Origin of the sequence: Sphingobacterium thermophilum (assembly GCF_039541675.1) — a bacterium.
Taxonomy (GTDB): domain Bacteria; phylum Bacteroidota; class Bacteroidia; order Sphingobacteriales; family Sphingobacteriaceae; genus Sphingobacterium; species Sphingobacterium thermophilum.
In genome coordinates this window covers 394208-416694 of record NZ_BAABGR010000006.1, presented here as the reverse complement: position 1 = coordinate 416694, position 22487 = coordinate 394208, and the positions used below count along the sequence as shown (strand labels likewise).

At 39.4% G+C, this 22487-nt stretch carries 24 protein-coding genes and 2 tRNA genes; 11 read left to right on the top strand and 15 right to left on the bottom strand.

What is annotated here, in order from left to right; translation table 11 throughout:
- Positions 1–9: 9 nt before the first annotated feature.
- The gene (locus tag ABD873_RS03910; RefSeq protein WP_345064891.1) at positions 10–1848 is read right to left on the bottom strand and encodes an ABC transporter ATP-binding protein; all 1839 of its coding nucleotides are present in this window, start codon (positions 1846–1848) and stop codon (positions 10–12) included.
- Positions 1849–2034: 186 nt separating this feature from the next.
- Between ABD873_RS03910 and ABD873_RS03905 the strand changes: the two genes are divergently transcribed.
- On the top strand, positions 2035–3195 hold the full coding sequence (locus ABD873_RS03905; RefSeq protein ID WP_345064888.1) for a pyridoxal phosphate-dependent aminotransferase: 1161 nt from the start codon (positions 2035–2037) through the stop codon (positions 3193–3195).
- Between the two features lie 22 nt (positions 3196–3217).
- Entirely contained in the window at positions 3218–4057 is an 840-nt protein-coding gene (locus tag ABD873_RS03900) for a prephenate dehydrogenase (protein WP_345064885.1), read from the top strand.
- A 26-nt stretch (positions 4058–4083) separates the two neighbouring features.
- Here ABD873_RS03900 and ABD873_RS03895 read toward each other — a convergent pair whose 3' ends face one another.
- The gene (locus ABD873_RS03895; RefSeq protein ID WP_345064882.1) at positions 4084–4677 is read right to left on the bottom strand and encodes an LURP-one-related/scramblase family protein; all 594 of its coding nucleotides are present in this window, start codon (positions 4675–4677) and stop codon (positions 4084–4086) included.
- Positions 4678–4761: 84 nt separating this feature from the next.
- Positions 4762–5286, bottom strand: coding sequence for a hypothetical protein (locus ABD873_RS03890; protein WP_039053445.1), 525 nt, complete (start codon positions 5284–5286; stop codon positions 4762–4764).
- Between the two features lie 140 nt (positions 5287–5426).
- On the opposite strand from ABD873_RS03890, the gene ABD873_RS03885 reads away from it, so the two are divergent.
- Positions 5427–6113: a LuxR C-terminal-related transcriptional regulator gene (locus ABD873_RS03885; RefSeq protein WP_345064879.1), complete on the top strand. Its 687-nt coding sequence runs from the start codon at positions 5427–5429 to the stop codon at positions 6111–6113.
- 49 nt (positions 6114–6162) lie between these two features.
- Here the strand turns inward: ABD873_RS03885 and ABD873_RS03880 are convergent, their stop codons facing one another.
- From ABD873_RS03880 to ABD873_RS03865, 4 genes are all read right to left on the bottom strand, one after another.
- Positions 6163–6966, bottom strand: a complete 804-nt coding sequence (locus ABD873_RS03880; RefSeq protein WP_345064876.1) for a M48 family metallopeptidase — start codon at positions 6964–6966, stop codon at positions 6163–6165.
- A 74-nt stretch (positions 6967–7040) separates the two neighbouring features.
- Positions 7041–7688 (bottom strand): glycerol-3-phosphate 1-O-acyltransferase PlsY, encoded by a 648-nt coding sequence (plsY, locus tag ABD873_RS03875; protein ID WP_039053448.1) that lies wholly within the window; start codon positions 7686–7688, stop codon positions 7041–7043.
- 28 nt (positions 7689–7716) lie between these two features.
- Positions 7717–8574: a carboxylating nicotinate-nucleotide diphosphorylase gene (gene nadC, locus ABD873_RS03870; RefSeq protein ID WP_345064872.1), complete on the bottom strand. Its 858-nt coding sequence runs from the start codon at positions 8572–8574 to the stop codon at positions 7717–7719.
- A 52-nt stretch (positions 8575–8626) separates the two neighbouring features.
- On the bottom strand, positions 8627–8992 hold the full coding sequence (locus tag ABD873_RS03865; RefSeq protein ID WP_345064869.1) for a DUF4783 domain-containing protein: 366 nt from the start codon (positions 8990–8992) through the stop codon (positions 8627–8629).
- Between the two features lie 136 nt (positions 8993–9128).
- Here ABD873_RS03865 and gpmI point away from each other — a divergent pair, with 136 nt between their 5' ends.
- Positions 9129–10667, top strand: coding sequence for a 2,3-bisphosphoglycerate-independent phosphoglycerate mutase (gpmI, locus tag ABD873_RS03860; protein ID WP_345064866.1), 1539 nt, complete (start codon positions 9129–9131; stop codon positions 10665–10667).
- Between the two features lie 3 nt (positions 10668–10670).
- The gene (locus ABD873_RS03855; RefSeq protein WP_345064863.1) at positions 10671–11204 is read left to right on the top strand and encodes a hypothetical protein; all 534 of its coding nucleotides are present in this window, start codon (positions 10671–10673) and stop codon (positions 11202–11204) included.
- A gap of 46 nt (positions 11205–11250) precedes the next feature.
- Here the strand turns inward: ABD873_RS03855 and ABD873_RS03850 are convergent, their stop codons facing one another.
- The 4 genes from ABD873_RS03850 to ABD873_RS03835 all read right to left on the bottom strand — a co-directional run bounded on the left by ABD873_RS03850 (position 11251) and on the right by ABD873_RS03835 (position 15253).
- On the bottom strand, positions 11251–11517 hold the full coding sequence (locus tag ABD873_RS03850; RefSeq protein WP_345064860.1) for a hypothetical protein: 267 nt from the start codon (positions 11515–11517) through the stop codon (positions 11251–11253).
- 98 nt (positions 11518–11615) lie between these two features.
- Entirely contained in the window at positions 11616–12209 is a 594-nt protein-coding gene (locus ABD873_RS03845) for a LytS family sensor histidine kinase (RefSeq protein WP_345064857.1), read from the bottom strand.
- 1 nt (position 12210) lies between these two features.
- Complete coding sequence (locus ABD873_RS03840; protein ID WP_345064854.1) at positions 12211–12807, bottom strand: DUF502 domain-containing protein; 597 nt, start codon at positions 12805–12807, stop codon at positions 12211–12213.
- A gap of 13 nt (positions 12808–12820) precedes the next feature.
- Entirely contained in the window at positions 12821–15253 is a 2433-nt protein-coding gene (locus tag ABD873_RS03835; RefSeq protein WP_345064852.1) for a bifunctional UDP-N-acetylmuramoyl-tripeptide:D-alanyl-D-alanine ligase/alanine racemase, read from the bottom strand.
- A 71-nt stretch (positions 15254–15324) separates the two neighbouring features.
- On the opposite strand from ABD873_RS03835, the gene ABD873_RS03830 reads away from it, so the two are divergent.
- The 4 genes from ABD873_RS03830 (at position 15325) to ABD873_RS03815 (ending at position 17247) form a co-directional block, all read left to right on the top strand.
- Positions 15325–15807, top strand: coding sequence for a regulatory protein RecX (locus ABD873_RS03830; protein ID WP_345064849.1), 483 nt, complete (start codon positions 15325–15327; stop codon positions 15805–15807).
- Positions 15808–16036: 229 nt separating this feature from the next.
- A tRNA-Gly gene (locus ABD873_RS03825) sits at positions 16037–16112 on the top strand.
- A gap of 5 nt (positions 16113–16117) precedes the next feature.
- Positions 16118–16203, top strand: a tRNA-Leu gene (locus tag ABD873_RS03820).
- Between the two features lie 90 nt (positions 16204–16293).
- Positions 16294–17247 carry a glycoside hydrolase family 43 protein gene (locus tag ABD873_RS03815; protein WP_345064846.1) on the top strand — a complete coding sequence of 318 codons (954 nt, stop codon included), beginning with the start codon at positions 16294–16296 and terminating at the stop codon, positions 17245–17247.
- Between the two features lie 59 nt (positions 17248–17306).
- Here ABD873_RS03815 and ABD873_RS03810 read toward each other — a convergent pair whose 3' ends face one another.
- Positions 17307–17936: a Tudor-knot domain-containing protein gene (locus tag ABD873_RS03810; RefSeq protein WP_345064843.1), complete on the bottom strand. Its 630-nt coding sequence runs from the start codon at positions 17934–17936 to the stop codon at positions 17307–17309.
- Positions 17937–18244: 308 nt separating this feature from the next.
- Between ABD873_RS03810 and ABD873_RS03805 the strand changes: the two genes are divergently transcribed.
- Both ABD873_RS03805 and ABD873_RS03800 read left to right on the top strand, forming a co-directional pair.
- Entirely contained in the window at positions 18245–19483 is a 1239-nt protein-coding gene (locus ABD873_RS03805) for an MFS transporter (RefSeq protein WP_345064840.1), read from the top strand.
- A complete protein-coding gene (locus ABD873_RS03800) occupies positions 19473–20357 on the top strand; it encodes a macrolide 2'-phosphotransferase (RefSeq protein WP_345064837.1) in 885 nt (294 codons plus the stop codon). The genes ABD873_RS03805 and ABD873_RS03800 overlap by 11 nt, the downstream gene beginning before the upstream one ends.
- Positions 20358–20390: 33 nt before the next feature.
- Here ABD873_RS03800 and ABD873_RS03795 read toward each other — a convergent pair whose 3' ends face one another.
- The 3 genes from ABD873_RS03795 to ABD873_RS03785 form a co-directional block, all read right to left on the bottom strand.
- The gene (locus tag ABD873_RS03795) at positions 20391–20867 is read right to left on the bottom strand and encodes a VOC family protein (protein ID WP_039053798.1); all 477 of its coding nucleotides are present in this window, start codon (positions 20865–20867) and stop codon (positions 20391–20393) included.
- 211 nt (positions 20868–21078) lie between these two features.
- Complete coding sequence (locus tag ABD873_RS03790; protein ID WP_345064833.1) at positions 21079–21522, bottom strand: DinB family protein; 444 nt, start codon at positions 21520–21522, stop codon at positions 21079–21081.
- 144 nt (positions 21523–21666) lie between these two features.
- Positions 21667–22335, bottom strand: a complete 669-nt coding sequence (locus ABD873_RS03785; protein WP_039053800.1) for a hypothetical protein — start codon at positions 22333–22335, stop codon at positions 21667–21669.
- Positions 22336–22487: the final 152 nt, after the last annotated feature.

Here is a 22487-nt window from a genome sequence, read left to right as displayed (position 1 = left end):
TTAGTGCATTTAAGCTTCGGCAAATTGCTGCATATCAATCAGTTTTTTATATAAACCGTTTTTGTTTATCAATTCTATGTGTGTGCCTAATTCCACGATACGGCCACCTTCCAACACGACAATCTTGTCGGCATTTTGAATCGTACTAAGCCTATGGGCTATGACTACTGTCGTTCTATTTTCCATAAGCTTATACAGCGCATCCTGAACAAGTCTTTCGGATTCGGTATCCAAGGCTGAGGTAGCCTCGTCTAATAACATGATTGGAGGATTTTTTAGTACGGCACGTGCAATACATATACGTTGACGTTGGCCTCCCGACAGCTTTGACCCTCGGTCACCGATGTTGGTCTGGTAGCCTTCCGGAGTCTTCATAATAAATTCATGAGCATTAGCGATTTTCGCCGCGGCCTCCACCTCTTCCTGTGTAGCTGACTCGTTGGCGAAAGCTATATTGTTGAATATCGTATCATTAAACAATATAGACTCCTGATTCACCGTACCAATCAAGGCACGCAAAGAATCTTGTTTTAATTCTTTAAGATTTTTGCCGTCGAAGAGAATTTCTCCCGCCGTCACGTCCATAAAACGAGGAATAAGATCAATCAAAGTAGACTTACCGCCGCCCGAAGGTCCTACCAATGCTACAGTCTGTCCCTTCTCAATAGTAAGATTGATATCGTATAATATCTGTTTATCGCCATAGGCAAAGTCCACATGATTAAACTGAATAGCCGATTCAAAAGAAGAAACCTCAACTGCATCCTCTGCATCTTCAACCTTATTTTTCTCGTCAATAAGGTCCAACACGCGCTCTCCTGCCGCAATTCCGTTATGAACGTTCGAAAAGGAATCCGTCAGCGCCTTTGCCGGACGCATCACCTGCGAGAAAATGCCTATATATGTGATAAATTCTGCTGCCTGAAGCTCTCCCGTACCTTCAAGCACCATATAGCCTCCATATAGCAGGATGATAGCTACCATAATCACGCCCAACAGTTCTGACACAGGAGAACCCATCTGCTGACGACGCGCCATACGACGCATAACCTTCGAGTAATGCTCGCTTTCAGCATTGAATCGTTTTTTTACGAAGCGGCTGGCATTGAAAGCTTTTACTATTTTCACTCCCGTAAGTGCCTCGTCCAAATACGAAATCATCTTTCCATAAGACTCCTGACCTTCTTTAGCCTGAGACTTAAGTTTTTTGACTATCCTCGAAATGACAAACGCGGACACAGGAATGACCAGCAACGAGAAAAAAGTAAGCTTGGCCGAAAGGGAAAAAAGAACTACCAAATAGGCTATCAACTGAAGTGGCTCTTTAAAAATAACCTGTAATGTAGCTGTAACAGAAAACTGTACCACCTGAACATCAGACGCTATTTTGGAAATAATATCACCCTTTCTCTGGTTGGTAAAATATCCTAGATGCAAGTCCATGACATTGTTGAAAACGGCTTTACGCAAGTTCAACAATGTGTGGATACGAAGATTTTCCATGATACGCTGTGAGAAATAGCGGAACAGATTGCTGATAAATACCGAAAAAACTATCACCACGCACACATACTTCAATGCTTCATAAGGCCCTAAGTCGTAATACAACTTATCCGTATAATAGGTGAACCATCCTCCAAGATCGCTGAAGCTTGTAGGTTTGGTAATAACCTCACTTGCTGTTACCTCTACATCTCCTGTTCCCTTAAAAAGGACATGTAGAAGAGGCACTAATAAAGCTAGGTTGAGTGTCCCAAAAACAACAGCAATAATAGTGCACAATATATAAGGAATAGCGTATTTCTCTATTGGCTTTGCGAAGGATAATAATCTAAAGTATGTTTTCATTCAATAAATTCTCGTTAAGCAAAAGTACTAATTAAGCTTTTGCTTTGAAAGGATTAAAAATTTATACATTAAAATTGTTGCAAAGCGCTGATAAAATAAAGAATATAAAAACTCAGGACAATTCTGTAGTATTATTTCATTAAACTGATTTACTTTTTATAAATTTAGCAACAAATACAAATTTTGATGGAAATTCAGGTTGCGAGAAGATTACAGCATACGGAAGAATATTACTTCTCCAAAAAGCTTCGAGAGATTGATGAAATGAATAAGGCAGGCGCTCAGGTTATCAATTTAGGTATCGGCAGTCCTGACCTTCCTCCTCATCCGGAGGTGATTAAAGTATTGTGTGAGCAGGCGGAGCTGTCTAACACCCACGGCTATCAAAGCTACAAAGGAGCTCCAGCATTACGTCAGGCTATTGCCGAATGGTATGAGCGATATTATAGCGTTACGTTAAATCCTAATACAGAAATTTTACCTCTTATCGGATCAAAAGAAGGGATAGTACACATCTGTATGACCTACCTTGAGGAAGGTGATGAAGTATTAATCCCTAATCCAGGTTATCCGGCTTATATGAGTGCCGTAAAAGTTTCGGGAGCTACTCCTGTGCCATATACTTTGAGCCCCGAAAATCACTGGCTCGTAGATTTTGAAGCGCTGGAAGCGCAGAATCTGTCGCGCGTAAAGATGATGTGGCTCAACTACCCGCACATGCCTACGGGTGCTCTAGCAAATAAAGAGTTTTTTGAGAAGGCTATCGCTTTCGGAAGAAAACACAATATACTCATCTGTCATGACAACCCATATAGCTTTATCCTTAATGAACATCCAGAAAGCATCTTGAGCGTAGAGGGTGCTAAAGAGGTAGCTATAGAACTTAATTCACTGAGCAAGTCTTCCAATATGGCGGGCTGGCGTGTGGGCATGTTGGCAGCCAGTGAGCAGCGGATTAATGAGATTCTTCGTTTTAAGAGCAATATGGATTCAGGCATGTTTTTGCCTTTACAGCTGGCAGCAGCCAAGGCACTCAGCCTAGATAAATCCTGGTATAGCCAGCTCAACAAAGAATATGCTGCCCGCCGTGAAAAGGTTTATGCCATCATGGACATTTTGCAATGCGATTACGACACTAATCAGGTCGGACTTTTCGTATGGGCAAGAATTCCTAATAACTATAAAGATGCATACCAACTCAGTGACAAAGTACTTTACGAAGCTAAAGTATTTATTACACCGGGAGGTATTTTCGGATCTGCAGGAGAGCAGTTTATACGCATAAGTCTTTGTGCCAATAAAGAAACCTTGGACAAAGCACTAGAACGTATCAAAGCAAATCTTTAACTCTTAATTTGAAACATTACTTATGAATATAGCAATTGTCGGAATAGGGTTAATAGGAGGTTCCGTTGCTATCCGACTACGAGAAACGAAATTTGCCGACAAAATAATCGGAGTTGATAAGAATGAGGTCAACCAGAAAAAAGCCATACAGCTAGGATTGGTAGACGAAATCATGAATTTGGATGAGGCCATCAGCCAAGCAAAGGTGATCATCCTCACGACACCCGTGGATGCCATCCTCGAGCTGGCTCCTTATATCCTCAATAAGGTGAAAGACCAAGTCGTAATCGACATGGGGTCAACCAAAATTAACATTCTTCACAAAATTGACGACCACCCTAATCGTGGTCGCTATGTGGCGGCTCACCCTATGGCCGGAACAGAATATTCCGGTCCCGAAGCGGCTCTACCTAACCTATTTAAAGACAAAAATATGGTGTACGTAGACGCCTTCAACTCAGATGAAGATGCTTTCGAATTGGCCGACTCCATCACGGACGTGCTGGAGATGAAATCCATCTTCATGAATGCGGAAGAACACGACATGCATACAGCGTATGTTTCTCACATTTCTCATCTCACCTCTTTCGCCTTGGCTTTGACAGTATTGGAGAAAGAAAAATCGCAAGGAAGAATTTTCGAGCTGGCGGGTTCCGGTTTCGAGTCCACAGTCCGACTGGCTAAGTCATCTCCTGACATGTGGACCCCTATCTTCAAACAAAATCGAGAAAACGTTCTGGAAGTACTTAAAGAACACATCAAACAACTGCAGAATTTACACGACAAGTTAGAAAAAGAAGATTATGAGGGACTTTATAAACTGATTAAGAAATCAAACAAGATAAAACGTATAATAAAGTAAAAGAGGGCTCGTCCCTCTTTTACTTTTTATCCTCTATATCGTTCTACCAGAACCATCAAGGCTATACTCAATACCAGACGTTCCTCATCAATAGGCAATGATGTAAGCTTATTTACCATAAATTTTCTACCAAAGAAAGATGGCTCTTTTCTAATTTCATATAGCACTTGCCCGTTATGATCATGCAAATGATATGTAGGATTCAAAATATATCCTGACAGACCGCCTAAGATAGGAATACCGTCAAATAGACTATCCCAAAACTTAACAAATGGATTTTTCTCTTCTATCGTAAAGTCGTGATTGTCTTCCGCGTCCATAAGCTTGAAAGTAGACTTCCATAGCGAACGTAAGCTTTTGCGGCGAACCTTGCCTATAGTTCTTCCCTCGGTATTGGTGATGGTAAATGTCTGCTGAAAATCTATAATTTTGTTGGAAATCAATTCATATAACAGCTCACTCTTGCTTTCATCCCGGTAAATTTTAATCTGATCCCGCAACGCCAATAGCTTTTCCCTTGCATAAAAAATCGGAGTTCCCAAGGCATCACGGGCTACAAAATCATTTGCCAACGTCGTAATTTTAAACGTAAAACGTAAGGGATAATGATATATGCTCATGTTTTCTTTCTTTTATGAGAACATAAAATAAAAAAAATCCTGAACATATAATTGTTCAGGAGCATATTAAGTCTTTTCAAAAAATTAATATTTTATTTTCAAGAACCTAAAGACTTTCGACCAAAGCCAAATGGGACCTATCCATAAAAGTCTGTTAAACGAAGAGCTGCTAAAGGTAGGTTCTCTTCTGCTGTATAGCCCAAGCCCCGCCAATCCCACTAAGGCCAAAATAGCTGTCACCAAAACCACAGAAGGGCCACCATCTTTTTCTAGATATTCCAGCTGTACAATAAAAAAGCTCATTATCCCTATCGTAAAAAGAATGGCATACGATAAGGTCGGTGCTATCTTCAGATAAATATAAACTACTATAGCTATATAAAATGAAGCCCAATTCAGATAGGTATGGGCATTCATCCTCTTTAAAAAATCCAACTGAGGAAACGGAATCATCCAAATCAATCCTAATACCCCGAAAAATGCCAGCGTAAGAAATACTGCATAAACAACTTTATTTCCCTTGAAAGTATTATCCAACTCCTGAAAATAAACATCAACTTTACGTATTTCCTCCTGAGCAAAGGTTGTTTTTTTCTGTGATTTCTTCATACGACAAAGTTAGCCAATAAAAAGAACATAAAAGCTGTTATACATCGTATTCTTCCTCAAATCTCAAAAATATTGTGTAACGACAAATAATTTTTCTATATTATATTTGCAAAACCAAACAATTATTAACTACCTATTTTATGCAAAAAAAATTCACTTTCAAAAGCAAAAAAAATTATAAGACAGCAGATAAAAAGGAAGAGTCATTAAAAAGTTGCGGCAGTTATTATTTGATTTATGATTACAACTCCGGCACTATTTCTTATGCTCACCCCGCATTTTGGAAGATAACAGGATATGATCCTCAGATCTTCGATATCCAAACTCTCCGAGAGATTATCCATCCGGACGACATGGAATATATAATAAAATGTGAAGAAAAAGATATAACCTTTAAGAATAAACTATCAGAAAATCAGCTTTTCAACTATATTTTTTCCTATTCCTATCGAATTAAAACAGCATCAGACACATATATTACCGTAAGACAGAACAGCCAAGTCCTTGAGCTGAATCCTCACGGCGAAATATCCAGATGTTATGTCTCGCATCAGCTTATAGAAGAGTTCAGAACAAGATCTGAAGACGATTATCGTATCTACGATAAAGCGCACGGTTCTTTTATAGAACCGAATACACCTCTAAAACTGACTAAGCGAGAAATGGAAATCCTGCAATTAATCAAGGAGGGCTATAACAGTGCGGAAATTGCTGAAAAGCTTTGTACTAGTAAATACACTATAGACACACACCGCAAAAACATCCTCAACAAGACCAATTCTGCTAACTTTATAGACCTGATACGAAAGTTAAATTTATATAAATAGAAAAAGCAGGGCCTGCAGTCCTGCTTTTTCTATTTATAGTAGTGATTTATTATTTCTTATAGTATTTCATAGCTTCGGGAAGCATAGCTTGCAATTGTGCGATACGTCTAGCATCGCTAGGGTGCGTACTAAGCCATTCAGCTGTCGAAGCTCCCGATTTTGACGCCGCCATTCTTTCCCAGAATTTGATAGCTTCGTTAGGATCGTAACCAGCCATTGCCATAATAATCAGTCCCGCTTTATCGGCTGCCAACTCATCGTTACGGCTGAATTTCAACATACCGATCTGGCCGCCTATACCGTACAAAGAATTAAATACGGCGATACTTTTGTTGTTGGACATCTGGGAAGCAGCTCCAAGAACCTGTGCTCCCAGTTGCAAGGCAAGTTGGTTAGATACCTGCGCTACCGAATGTTCTTCCAGCGCGTGAGCAATCTCGTGCCCCATTACAGTGGCAAGACCGCCGTCTGTCTGCGTAACTCTCAAAATTCCTGTATAAACAGCCACTTTGCCGCCCGGCATACACCACGCGTTGAGCTCGTCATTCTGAATAAGGTTGAACTCCCAATTGAAATTAAATTGATCTGCTCTTCCAATTTGCTGTAAATAACGTTGTGTAGCTGCAGCAATATTATTCCCTACACGTTTGACTGCCGTAGCTTGTGTAGTCCCAGTGATTACCTTTGTAGAAGGGTCAGATAAAAATTCTTTATACGCTAAGGTAGCCTGCTCATTGATAGTCTGGCTATCCACCAGCTTCAAATATTTTCTTCCCGTAATGGCTGAAGTAGCACATCCAAACAATGTTGCACCCAACATCACTATAGATGCATAACGAAAGATCTTTTTCATATTATCCTTTTTACACTTAACAACCCTAATAGAATCCTTATAGCAATAATGATTCCGAAAATTGATAAATGAAACTATTTTGTTGGCTTTTTGAATAAATACATTTTAGACTCTTTACCCTTGAGAAGTCTTTCGATATTCTTTTGGTGGGTGATAAGTATGAGAACACAGATGGCTATAGCATAAAGCATCAAAGATGGTATAGTGGTCTTAAAGATGAATGCCAAACTCAAAGGAAAGGTGAATCCCGCACTTATAGAGCTGAGCGAAACATAATGCGAAATAGATAGACAAACAACAAAAACGGTAACACAGCATAATGCTGCCAACGGATGAATGGCTATCACCATACCAAACAGTGTGGCAACCCCTTTACCTCCACGAAACCCAGCAAATACAGGGAATAAGTGTCCCAAAACGGCAATCACCCCCAAAGCCAGCTGAAAATTGACAAAATGCGTAGAGTCTGTTGTACCGACAATGCTGGAATCTAACAGATGAGGCAGATTGGTTGCTGTCCATCCTTTGAAGATATCAATAAACATCACCATACTTCCTGCCTTTTTACCCAATACCCGAAAGGTATTGGTAGCACCGGCATTACCACTTCCATATTCCCGTACATCTACCCCATAAAATGCTTGTCCTAACCATACCGCAGTAGGGATAGAACCAAACAAATAGGCCAGTATAACTATTCCTATTAAATATATTGATATCATTAATTTCCGTACTTCAAAATCAAAATTACTAAATAAGCTTGGCTTTCAAACTTAGATCCAAACTTTTTACCGAATGTGTCAACGCTCCTACAGAAATGTAATCCACTCCTGTCTCTGCATAGTCCCGGATGGTATTCAGATCTATTCCTCCTGAAGCTTCGGTAATAAGACGGCCATCCACCAAGGTTACTGCCCTTCGCACATCTTCCGGCGTAAAGTTGTCGAACATCACACGGTCAACCCCCTCACAGTGTAGCAGTTCCTCCAGCTCTTCAAAATTTCTCACCTCCACTTCAATAGGTATATGCACATTGTTCTTCTCTTTGTAAGCTACCGCATTGTTCACGGCATTGGTAATAGAACCTGCATAATCCACATGATTATCTTTGATTAAAATCATGTCGTAAAGACCAAAGCGATGGTTGGTACCTCCTCCCAATACTACGGCACGCTTTTCCAAAAAGCGCAATAGTGGAGTAGTCTTGCGTGTATCCAGTACTTTAGCGTTAGTACCTTCCAATTTCCTGACATATTCCGCTGTGCGCGACGCAATACCGGACATACGTTGCATCACATTAAGCACCAGTCTTTCAGCTTTCAGAATGGAATGTATCTTTCCTTTAACATACAATACTATGTCGCCGTATTTTACGGTACTTCCGTCCTCAATAAGAACAGTTATTATTAAAGAAGGATCAATCTGCTTGAAAATTTCTACCCCTACCTCTACTCCTGCAATAATACCGTCATCCTTCACCAAAAGTTTGGCCTCTCCCAACTTGTCTTCCGGCAAAGAAGCCAAAGAGGTGTGGTCTCCTTCTCCTACATCTTCACGTATAGCCTGATTGACAAAATCAATCAATTGCTGCTTATATGTAATATCCATTTCTTGTCATTTTTATGCAACATCCTTCTTATTCGAAGACCTATAGCATATCCTATTCTATAATGATTTCCGATATATAGTTCGTGTTTTTAAGATTCACCAGTTTTATTAAAATACGAATTTCCTTACGTTGTACTTTTGCCTCATATATAATAAAATTGGAGTTACCATCTTCTAATCTGGAAGTTTTCTTCAGATCAGAAAATTTATTGTCTTTAAGATAATCAGCTATTATCCACTCTGCTTTACTTTTGTTGGCCACTTGCTCTTCTCTATGTAAAGAGAGCTTTATGGAGGAGGTAAAATGTTGGCTCAACAACTTTACATCACCGCTGCTAAGCGCCTCATTTATATCCTTTTCTATATTTTGAACCAACAAAGAAAAGCAGTTCAGAAAAAGTATCAACAATACCTTCATACCCTTAAAATTAATGCGAATATATTAATAGCATGGGTACGCTACAACTATATTTTTATAAATATACAGTTTTCCGTGACAAATAATTTTGACGATGAGCCTATAATTACTATGCTTACAATTTTTATATTTGTGTGTGGACAACTTAAATCAAAAGAAAGTAGCCTTAATCATCCTGGATGGATTGGGTTATGGCAGAAACGATAATTCGAACGCTGTTTTAGCAGCCCAAACGCCTTACTTAGATTCCTTATTAAAGAAATATCCGAATTCAAAGTTAGAAGCTTCCGGAGAGGCCGTGGGGCTTCCCGAAGGACAGATGGGCAACTCCGAAGTAGGTCATATGAACCTTGGAGCAGGACGCGTGGTGTATCAAGAATTAGGACGCATCAACAAAGCGGCACGTGAAGGAGCTTTTGAAAGCCACAGTGTTATTCAAGATGCTTTCCGCTATGCGAAAGAAAACAACAAAAAAATACATTTCATAGGTCTTGTCTCCGACGGGGGCGTTCACTCACATGTAGGACATCTCAAAGCCTTGTGTGATGCTGCAAAAGCAGCGGGCTTCACCAACGACCAAGTGTTTATCCATGCTTTTTTGGACGGTCGCGATACAGACCCTAATGGTGGTATCGGATATATCAGAGACCTAGAAGAGCATCTTTCACATTCTGTAGGAACTATTGCTTCTGCTATAGGTCGTTATTACGCTATGGACCGCGACAACCGCTGGGAACGTGTAAAACAGGCCTATGACCTTTTGACAAAGGCTGTAGGAGAAAAAGCTACAGACTTAACAGCGGCTATCCAAGCCTCCTACGACAACGGGGTGACGGACGAGTTTGTCAAGCCTATAGTCCTCACACAGGCTGATGGAACTCCAAGAGCGGTCATCGAAGAAGGTGACGTAGTATTTTGCTTCAACTTTAGAACAGATCGGGGACGTGAAATCACCATCGCTCTTACTCAACAGGAATTCCCTGAACACGGAATCAAACCGTTGAACCTCTACTATGTCACTATGACAAGCTATGATGACACATTCAAAGATGTGAAGGTGGTATTCCAGAAAGAAAATCTTACCAATACGTTGGGAGAAGCCTTGGCAAATCAAAGCAAGACTCAGGTAAGAATCGCAGAAACAGAAAAATATCCGCATGTAACCTTCTTCTTCTCGGGAGGACGTGAAGTGGAATTTGGCGGTGAAAGACGCATTTTAATACCTTCACCTAAGGTAGCGACATACGACCTTAAACCCGAAATGAGTGCACCAGGCATTGCGGACGCTATCTGTGAAGATATAGAAAAGAATCAGCCCGACTTCATCTGTCTCAACTTCGCCAATCCGGATATGGTAGGTCATACCGGTGTTTTTGAGGCTGTAGTGAAAGCTGTAGAAACGGTAGACTCCTGTCTACAACAAGTGGTTGAAAAAGGATTGGAATACGGCTACTCCTTTATCATCCTAGCCGATCACGGAAATTCCGAATTCATGATCAACGAGGACGGCTCTCCAAATACAGCACATACGACCAACCTTGTTCCTTGCATCCTTATCGACAGTGAGTTTACAAGGATTGAAGACGGCAAATTGGGAGATGTAGCTCCTACTATTTTGAAACTCCTTCATCTCGACATACCAGCAGAGATGACGGGCAACGTTTTAGTAAGCTAAAAAATGATCAGCAAGTTGATTAAATATACAGTGATGAGTGTGGCAGCGGTAAGCTCTTACAGCTGCCATTCTTCTTTTGATGATCATTCTCATGCTAAAGAAATAAATATTCCTCAATATTTTAAGCAGGAAATCCAAAAGCTGGAAAAGCTGAACCCTCAGGTTTCCAAAACTGTAAACAACAACGATCAAAAAGAAAACCGCATCGTCGAGAATATAAACTGGGAAAAAGAGTTGGCACAGTTTACCACGATAGACCTTAACAAAAACAATTTCGACAGTATGACGAAAGACAGTGTAAACAAGGTTGTGACATACAGTCTTTCCAACAAAAATAAGGATACATTAATTGTGAAGGTCATTTACGGAGAAGACGAAATTCAAGCCTTAGACATCAAAAAAAGAGTAAACTATATCTTATTCTCCAATGACGAACGCCTTTACTATGAATCCGGCAAAAAATACCTTCTCCAAAAATCCCAACATATTCTGGGTTTAGGAGAAAGAAAATATTATATCGAAGGAAATATCCAATAAAAAACGCCTAATTAAAAATTAGGCGCTTCCTATATTTTACTGTTCTTTAGAACTCTACATGAATAATAGAGGCCAACGGTATTAGAATACCACTTTTAATCTGAATATATTTATCCGTTGCCGACCACACTGTTGTCTCTACCCTCAGAGGTCCATCTTCCGAATTAAAAACAATTGTTGTCTTGGATTTGAATTCGTTGCCCAATCGTTGGGCATCCATAAGTTTACCTTTCAACTCTTCTGTACGATCTACTTCCGCTGCTATGATCTTGTGGTTTACTATATCTTCTTTATCTATTAATGTACCTATCATTGCTCTAAATTTTTTTAAACTACATTAAACCCACATGTAATAGTAAATATAGATAATTTAAAAATAAGGATAAAGATTGCAGTGTCACAAAAAGTTTTTTATTTCGTAACAATAAGAGTACATTTAAACAGGTTGCTGTTGCTATTGATAAATAGGTTATGCTTTTCCGGATAAAGCACCTTTAAACGGGATTTGAAATAATCTATCAAAGGAATATTTTCCTGACTTTCCAAATAATGATTGACCCTATTGCTGACTTCCATCTTCAACGTATTTCCTTCTTGGGTGACACGCACTTTCATAGGTAATTTTTGCATGGTGTTATACCCATTATGAAGAGCATTCTGCACTAAAGGATATAAGATGAAAGGGTGTATGAAGAAAGGTTTTTCATCATCCACAGTATATTGCATCTTAGTGAATATAGGTTGGGGAGAGGAGCCTGCAAACAGCTCAACAAAGCGTTGCAGACGGTCAAGCTCTTCTTTGAGAGGTATCTCAGCTTCCTCTTCAACTTCAAGGACCTCCTGCAAATAAGCATTTGCTTTTTCCAAAGCATGCTGTTTACTCAGATTCAACAGCAAAACCTTGTCGGTCATGGCATTCTCCAAGCTTAACTGCGCCTCGAATAACATCTTCTCCGAGATCGCATTTTCTTTTTTGCCGAAAAAGTTTGACAAATAATTTTTCATATTATTCCAATCCTGAAACACCCCCTGACACCACCAACTTCATCGCATCGGTAGCAGACATATTTAACTTTGAAACGTATTTTGAGTCTACCACAACCACCTGACCAGCAAAAGAGTAGGAATACGGAAAATAAACAATCACTTCACCTTCCAATCCAATCTTATGTAGGTCTTTTTGGGTTAGAAAGCCGATTTTCTTCAGTCCCATGTCATTTACCTGTACTAATACCGGTTCGTTAAATTTTTTGGCGTCTCCTACGAAGGCTTCCGTAAAATCTTTTATAGATGAATACAAGGTATTAAACAAAGGAATCCTATTAATGGTTCTGCTCAGCCAACTTTGTATGGGAGTCGTAACCAATGTCGTAAAGATAAATCCCACCAGCACAAGAAGAAGGATTACGGTAAGGATACCTATGCCCGGAATATATAATGGATGGCCGTGTTCATCTTCCAAGAAATGTTGAGAAATATTCAAAGCATTGTCTAAGGATGCGACAATCCAGATAATCAAGAACACAGCACCAGCCACAGGTACTACCACCAAAATACCTTTGATTAGATAATATAATAATCGTTGAAATATCTTACGTAACATAATGCCAAATATCCTATTCGTAATAATAAACTCTTTTTACGCGTGATGAAATTCCTGTAAGCAACTCATAAGGAATGGTTCCTATGTCATTGGCAGCCTTCGCCAAATCCGGGAAGACTATAACCTCATCTCCTTCTGTTGCATCAATATCGGTAATGTCCAACATACACATATCCATACAGATATTGCCCACCGTACGCACCACATGTCCGTTGACCATCATCTCGCCGACTCCATTGCCAAAACGACGGCTATATCCATCCGCATATCCTATCTTCACTGTAGCAATAACACTGTCTCTGCGTAATCTTCCCTTTCTGTCATAGCCCACCGTTTCTGTCATCGGTAATCTTTTGATCTGTGTTATGGTCGTTTTCAATCTACCCACTTCTTGGAGATCAAGAGCTGTGGAGGTCATGTCATACCCGTAAAGTCCAATTCCAAGGCGCACCATATCCATATGTGCTTCCGGATGATGAACTATGCCTGAAGTATTACAAATATGTCGAATAAAAGAATATCCTATATGCTTTTCAATCTTTTTTACCAAACGCTGATACAGACTTATCTGTTGTTGAGTAAAAGCCAGAAGCTGAGGGTCTCCAGCTCCCACAAGATGCGAAAAGGCAGACCTCACCTTTACCCGGCTCTGACGCAACAGTATTTCCAGCATTTCGTCTACCTCATGTTCCATAAATCCCAGTCTATGCATGCCTGTATCCAACTTGATATGTACGGGATAATCCGTCAATCCTTTGGCTTGTAGGTATGCTATAAATGCTTTGAGCACACGTACAGAATATATCTCCGGTTCAAGCTTATACCGCACTATATCTTCAAAAGCGCTTTCATGTGGACTTAAGACCATGATAGGCAGCTGTACTCCCGCTCTGCGCAGTTCTGCCCCCTCGTCCGCAAAAGCCACGGTAAGATAATCTACATTGTTAAACTGTAGCATGTTGGCTATTTCGAACGACCCGCTTCCATATGAAAAAGCCTTAACCATCACCATAAGCTTAACATGTGGTGCCAGCTTGCTTCTATATTGCTTCAGATTATGTTCTAAGGCATTCAGGTTGATCTGCAGCACAGTTTCGTGCGACTTTTCGGTCAATAGCTTACTCAGCCTCTCCAATCTGTATTTTCGGGCTCCCTTGATGAGAACTACAGACTCTGAAAAATCATGCTTACCTATATTTTGCAATAGTGTATCTGTATCGGGATAAACGGTCCGCTGCGTATCTGATGACACAAATATGTTGTCAAGACGAGAGCCAATGAAAATTATCTCTTGAAGACTACCCAAAGAGAGCAGCTTTTGCAACTTCTCTTGGAATTTTGGCGTCCATCTTTCCCCCTCAAAATCGCTAAGGATAAGCTTCTTTTTAGAATATTGATTCTGTTGACTCAGAAAATGCAAAGCAATTTCCAAGGATGCCAAGTCATTGGAATAACTGTCGTCAATAATGCTGCTGTTGTTTTTCCCCTTCTTGAGCTGAAGACGCATCTCCAATGGCTTAAGCTCCATCAATCTCCGCTGAATCTCTTCTTTGTCATATCCCATTTCAAGTAAAACCAATGTGCACGTAAGCATATTATCCAAAGAAGCTTTATCCTTAAAAGGCACGCTTAGTACAAAAAAATCATCTTGATATCTTAGGCGGATATCCGATTGACTATTATTTATTTTAATATCGATTATTTGCAGTTTATCTTTATCTCTATAACCCCATGAAGGTGACTTTTCTGGCTCTCGAAAATCCACTAATGCGTTTATTGGAGCAGAAATAACTTTTAGGGCATTGCGAAAGAGTTTCCACTTCTCCTCCAGCTTTTGTTCTTTGGAATCAAACCCCTCTCTATGTGCTGTTCCCAAACCGGTAAAGATGCCCCACGAGGGTTGAATTATCCTTTCTAGGCGCGCCATCTCTCCCACCATACTTATCCCCGCTTCTATAATTGCTAGATCCGCTTGGTTAGGTAATCCCCATACCGATAAAGCTACTCCCAGCTGTGAATTATAACTTTTAGGACTCTGATAGATATGATTGTCCTTCCGCAACATCTGCGTAAGCCACTCCTTGACTATGGTCTTGCCGTTACTTCCCGTAATAGCTATGACAGGATACTGAATATGCTTTCTATGAAAAGAAGCAATCTGCTGCAGAGCTTCCAAAGCATCCTCTACCCAGACAAAATTTGCTTCCGCAAAGGAAGAAATATCAAAAGAAAGATCTGTCAGTACAAATGTCTTTACTCCTTTATGATAGGCATCTGCTATATAATGGTGGCCGTCACGTTGGTCCTTGAGAGCAAAGAAAATGCTGTGCTCTCCATCCCTAATCTTGCGGGAATCATAGCTAAGGGTGTCTATGAGGAGCGATGGGATAACTATTTGTTTCCTGACAGGCTGAATACTATCAAGAATTTCGGATAAACTGTACATAATGTGTATTTCAAAACAAATTTCACTATAATTTTTTATAAGTGTATCATTTTTTCAAGATTTGTAAGGTCATGGATAAGGAGAGAAATAGGAAAGTCTACACTCCCCTGCAGGCACGCTTGAAGCTAAAAAGTTACTGTGCTTATCAAGAACGATGCCAGCAAGAGGTAAGAGATAAGTTATATGAGTTGGGACTGCACCAAGAAGAGGTCGAGAACATCATAGCCTATCTTATTGAAAACAACTTTATCAATGAGGAAAGATTTGCTAAGGCCTTCGTACGAGGGAAATTTCGGATGAACGATTGGGGAAAGATAAAGATCATCCAACATTTGAAAGCCAAACGCATCTCTACCCCCCTAATTAAAATTGCCCTTACCGAAATAGACGAAGAAGAATATATTGCCAAGCTTGACGAACTTATCAGAAAGAAAGTCGACAAAAGCTTGAAGAAGCTTTCATATAACGAAAAAGCCAAGATAGTCCGATATCTTCAAGGTAAGGGTTATGAAAACGACCTGATTTTCCAACGACTTAATTTTGACAGTGACTAGATGCTGTAAAACATGAATACTTTTTATCCCCTAGAGACTTATCTCTCCGAGGAAGATTGAATAAATCCTGCAAAAATATTAAGTCTGATAATCAAATGGATGACTGAAAAGAGTAAAAAAAGTGCTATTTTATTTTCAAAAACATTTGGCAAAACTGGATTATAGCTCTATATTTGCATCATCAAAACGGAAGGATGCGATATCCTCTAACTTTTGAAAGACAATATAAGCGAAAGTAGCTCAGTTGGTAGAGCACAACCTTGCCAAGGTTGGGGTCGCGAGTTCGAATCTCGTCTTTCGCTCCAGTGTCGCCTAGGTGGTGGAACTGGTAGACACGCAGGACTTAAAATCCTGTTCGCCCTAAAGCGAGTGCGGGTTCGATTCCCGCCCTAGGTACTCAAAGCTCGACCATAGTCGGGCTTTTTTTTACCCTTTGCTTTTTAAGTGGTATATTTAAACATAAACTATTAACCAATCCATCAACTTATGAAACAATCGTATATACTATCGTTATTCCTATTTCTTTCACTAAAAGCTTTTAGCCAGCAAAATCCTGTATTTCCAGGCTATTATGCAGATCCGGAAGCTATCGTATATAACAACACTTATTGGATATTTCCGACCTATTCTGCTCCTTATAATCAACAGGTCAAATTTGATGCTTTTTCCTCCAAAGATTTAGTAAACTGGACTAAGCATAGTAACATATTAGATACTGCGGAAGTTAAATGGGCAAAAAGAGCCATGTGGGCACCCTCAGTGATAGAAAACAACGGCAAATATTACTTCTTTTTTGCCGCAAATGATGTACACCAGGGAGAAGTTGGGGGAATTGGTGTTGCAGTAGCCGACAAACCTGAAGGTCCATATAAAGATTTGTTAGGCAAGCCTTTAATAAGTGATATCGTCAATGGAGCTCAACCCATAGATCAATTTGTTTTCAAAGATAAAGACAGAACTTTTTATATGTATTACGGTGGTTGGAGACATTGTAACGTGGTGAAACTCAGCTCAGACTTTACTCGATTACTACCTTTTGAGGATGGATCCTATTACAAAGAGATCACGCCACAAAGCTATGTCGAAGGACCTTTTATGTTCATGAAAGACGGCAAATATTATTTCATGTGGTCCGAAGGTGGTTGGACAGGACCAGATTACAAAGTAGCTTACGCTATCGCCGACAATCCTTTAGGCCCATTTGAACGTATTGGCACTATATTAGAACAGGATCCTCAGATCGCCACAGGTGCGGGACATCATTCTGTTATAAAAATTCCAAACGAGGACAAATACTTCATTGTCTATCATCGAAGACCTTTGGGTAAAAAAGAGGCTCATGAAAGAGTAACATGCATTGACGAATTGAAATTCGATAAGGATGGAAAAATTATTCCTGTCAAGATGACTTTTTCGGGGGTACAACATCCTTTAAAATAAAATTAAGGAGCTTCCTCTTGCAGAGAAGCTCCTCAAATTATCAGGTTTTATTTAACATTTTATTTCTTAGTTGCCTTGGGCTTGATACGGCTGGGTTTCACCCATTCATCCCAAGTGCTTCCCCAACCTATGTAATGGATCTTAAAATGCCCGTCCTTATACTCTAAGATTTTGGCATTATACCAGCTGCCGGACCATTCCACCAACACTTCCTGACCAATTTTAAAGTCCGCCGGGATAGGCTCCTGATTTTCTTTCATATCCTTCGAAGAGGATATTACCTGCTTTTCTCCTATGCGCGTACCCGTTGCTGCATGATCTCCCACTTCTCCGAACAGCAAAATCAGTTGATCTGTCTCTTCTTTATACCAAAAATCGTATGTATTCTTCCGTAGATTGGAAATACGGTAATAGGTCACCCCCACTTGCGCATACCAAGGCTTTACGATTTCCACCGTACCGGTATAATCGCCCCAAGTGTATTGCCCATTAGCTTGGATTGTTAATGTGTTCATGGCTGCACCGGGTTGGTACACCATCTGAGCCCGGTTGTCTGTCGTGGCCACATAAGTGACTGCCCCTGGAATCCAAACATCCCATTTTCCAACCACCTCACCGGATACTTTTTGAGCACGTACCGGTGACACTAGTCCTATCAAAAAAAAGATAAGTAGATGCATTGCTTTCATAACGTAGATTAATAATTGATTTGTAATTATTTACTAATTTAAAAATAGCTAATAATTCAATAAAATTCATTGTTTTGGAATAAACCAACAAAGCTTTGTCTCGATTAATTCTTTTTCATTAAATTACACTACTAGTAAAATATTTTTATATTTGTAACACTAATACATACGGTTATGCTAATCTCACGAATTTGGTTTAACTTCTAAGATCCGCCTTCTTACCAAGGATCTTATTCTTTACTGGGTAGCACATTATTGGTGTTTTACCTTTCTGATGTATTATTTTCACTTTAAAATATTATTAATGTATGGGAAAGCCGAAATGGTTTAGAACCTATTTATTTATTTGGAGTGGACAGTTTGTATCCATGTTGTCGAGTTATGCTGTCCAATTTGCTATTATTATTTGGTTAAGTTTGGAGTATAAGTCTGCTCAGGTATTAGCCTATGCGGGTATAGCAAGTATATTGCCACAAGCCATCATCGGACCTATAGCAGGCGTATATATAGACAGACTAAACCGCAAAAATGTGATGATGCTGTCGGATGCATTCATAGCGGTATGTACATTCGTCATTCTTGTAGTATTAAAAAACGGGGCTATCAATCTTTTTTGGATTTATATTTTATTGGGTTTACGTTCCGTCGGTAATGCCTTTCATACACCAGCACTGCAAGCCATCGCGCCCCTTCTCGTTCCTCAAAACGAATTGATTCGCGTAGCCGGCATAAATCAAATTATACAATCCGTAACGAGCATTGCCGGTCCTGCAATAGGTACACTAGCGATAGCCTCCTTCCCTATATCCGAAGTGCTATATCTGGATATAATAGGCGCTGTATTGGCTATTACTTCATTATTGTTGGTACGTATTCCTAACCTTGTTGCACAAAATAAGGGCTCTCTTCTTACTGTATTATACGATTTAAAAGAAGGATTACGAACCGTATCTCAAAATAGAGGACTGAGCCTGCTCTTCTTTTTTGCCATGGCCATCACTTTGGTGGTCATGCCTGCCGCCATCATGTTTCCCTTGCTTACAACAGGACATTATGGTGGTGGAAAATGGGAAATGGGTCTCATAGAAGTAGCTTGGGGAAGCGGTATGTTGATAGGTGGAGGCATTCTTAGTGTCTTCAAATTTGAAAGCAGCAAGGTAATGCTAATCAATACTATGTATACCTTGTTGGGGCTCACATTATTGGCTAGCGGTTTACTACCCGAAGAAGCCTTTATCATTTTTGTAATAATAACTATCGTGGGAGGCTTAAGTCTTTCCGTTTTCAATGGCTGTTTTACTGCCATTGTTCAGATAGAAGTAGTTCCCGAAAAATTGGGACGTGTATTCTCCCTTTATTTCAGCTTAGCTATTTTGCCTAGTCTGATAGGACTATTATTTACCGGCTGGATTGTAGATACCATAGGCATTAACCAAACCTTCATCATCTGTGGACTGTTGGCCATCGTGTTAGGACTTGCTGCATTCACCTTCCCAACACTTATGCAATTAGGAAACAACAAAACAATAGACAATAATGAAAACTAAAGAAATAATTGAAATAGCAGAAAAACATGGATTATTATTGAATGAAGAAATGTCATTCAATAACATGGGAATAGATTTTCAAGTTGGCTTTGCTAAAGATCGAAACGGTCAACAATGGGTTTTACGACTTCCAAGAAGAAAGAATCTAATAGACCAGATCAGAACAGAAAAAAATATACTTGAACTTGTATCGCAATATTTATCCATACAAGTACCGGATTGGAAAATAGCCACCGATGAACTCATTGCTTATCCTTTATTAGAAGGAAAGCCAGCCCTAACATACGACCCTGTGAGCTACGAAGTAACTTGGCATATGGACAAAAATGGTGAATGCTATATGGACTCTCTAGCCAAAATATTGGTAGAGATACATTCTATCCCTGTCGAAGAAGTGGAAAAACGACAGCTGAAAGTTCTAACTCCCGATCAAAGTAGAAAAGAAATCTCCGACAGATTAGCTCTTGTCAAATCCGAATTGGGCATAAATCAAGAATTGGAAAAAAGATATCTGCAATGGCTTGACAACGACAGATTGTGGCCTACATTCAACCGATTTATCCACGGCGACCTCTATGCAGGCCATATTTTGATCTTTCCTAACGGAAAAATTTCCGGAGTAATAGATTGGACTACCGCACATGTCAGTGACATTGCTCAAGACTTTTCGGGACATCTAACAGTCTTTGGTGAACAAAGCCTTAAATCTTTAATCACAGCTTATCAGCAGCAGGGAGGACTAATTTGGGACGCCCTTTACGATCAAGCGGTCGAAAGAGCGGCAGCGGCACCTTTAGCTTATGGATTTTTCGCCATATCCATCCAAGACGACAACCATATAAAGGCAGCAAAAACACAACTGGGTTCTTTATAATCTACAAAACTCTGCTAGTAGCTAGCAAAGTCTTTACTGAAGTTCGAAAAGTATAATTTTCTTTTGGTGCATAGTATTACGCATAGCTTTCTCACGTACAACAGGATCAGGACTATTTATCAACGCATAATACTCTTCCGGCACCACCTGCCACGATAGACCATACTTGTCCTTAAGCCATCCACAAGAACCTTCTTCTCCTCCATCGGCTGTCAATGCCTCCCAATAATAGTCTACTTCCTCCTGATTTTTACAGTTGATAACAAAGGAAATAGACTCATTAAACTGGAAAAATGGACCTGCGGCCAAAATGCTGAACTCCACTCCTCCTATTTCCATGACTGCTGTTTCAAAGCTATCCTGCCCTCCTATTTCTTTAGCTTCTGGCGAATTATCATAGCGATGATATTCCTTTAGCTTTCCATCTCTGAAAATAGAGAGATAATAATCTACTACCGCTCGGGCGTCCTTTTCTACCCACAAACACGGGGTGATTTTCTGCTTGTCCATATCTGTATCTTTTGACCTTACTATCGAAGGCTGATTTTTAGAAGATTGTTGTCCTTAGACGGACATGTTAGAAAAAAGATCAACACAGGTGATATCCTATATCCTTTCATCATAGTCATATTATGACCATGCCAGCGCCTTCATCAAAAACATTTAAACCAGCCCCTTGTTTAATTCATTCATAAAAATCTTTTACTACATTGTTAAGACACTACCTTCTGTAAAAAATATAATCCGTCATTATAGGTTCAAGACCATATTTCCTAAATTCCGTAGCTATCTGTGCACGATGATAGGTGGAGTGGTTGATGACATGAAATAAAATATCTCTAACAGTATTCTGAAAGGCCTCGCCTTTGGTATTATTATAATATACGATAGTATTTAAGTCCGACTGTTCAATAATATGAATGGACACATCATAATTCACTGTATCTACAGTTTTAAAAGTATCCATATTATGTTCTTGCCATAGCCCATAATCGGGCTGAAAACCACTCATTCTCTTAATCCAGATATGATGGGCGTTCAGGATATGAGAAAATAATGTAATAGCCTTCGAAGGAAGCAAACTTCCTTTCTTCTCAAAATCCTCGCAAAGCTGTTGGTTAGAATGGTAATTATAAGCATATAAATCTTTAAAAAAATCTTTCATATTATGTTAAGAAAGGATCGTATGTGTTATCAAATAAGCAATTCTTCCATAAATCTAAGCAAAAACTGTTGTTAGCAATCTATGTCCCCAAAAAAAAGGTCAAAGTGTTATACTTTGACCTTCCTGTATTATATATTATATTCCTTATCTGAAGTTATAAGTAAAACCTACAGTTGCAGCCACTCTGCCTTCAAATTTATTTCCACCCTTTTCACCATCGAAGGCATCTCCAACGATATTACCCATTATATCAAGATTTAAGTCCCATTTATCCGTCAAACGGATTGTTTGGATAACACCTAAATTAGGACTAAACTTAGTTTCTTTTTGCTTATTTAAACCAGCCATAATACCGATACCTGCATAAGGTATTAGGTTATAGGTACGGTTTAAGTTTACATCATATGCATCGTTACTCCAATGGAACATCAAATCGGCATGAGCATGTATATAGTTAATCTTTTGTCTGTACAAGTAGTGAGGAGCATCAATAATCATTTTATCACTTGAGGCCAAAGCTTTTGTTTGTGTCAAACCAACAATCTGACCTCCATTAATAGATCCTCTCACACCAAAACTAGGATTCAACCATTTACCTACACTAACACTTATAGTAGGAGTTATACGCTTGCCAAAGTTTTCTTGTTTATCATGGTCTCCCATAAATACTTGAGCACCAGCATTCGCTGAAGCGAACCACGTCTCAAAGGAATAATAGCCTCTGTAACGAGGATATTTCTCTACAGGTTCATTAGCAAATGCCATCGAACCAACGACCATTGACAATAAGAAGGATAAAAATTTATATTTCATAATATTTAGTTGTTAGTTATTGAACTATCTTGTGGCAAAGATAGCAGTTAATTCTAAATTTCTCGTAAAAAAACAAACTACCCTTTTAAAAAAATATAATCTGTAAGGATTTTCTTACAAATAACCTGGGATCCACAATCCTTTATGTAATT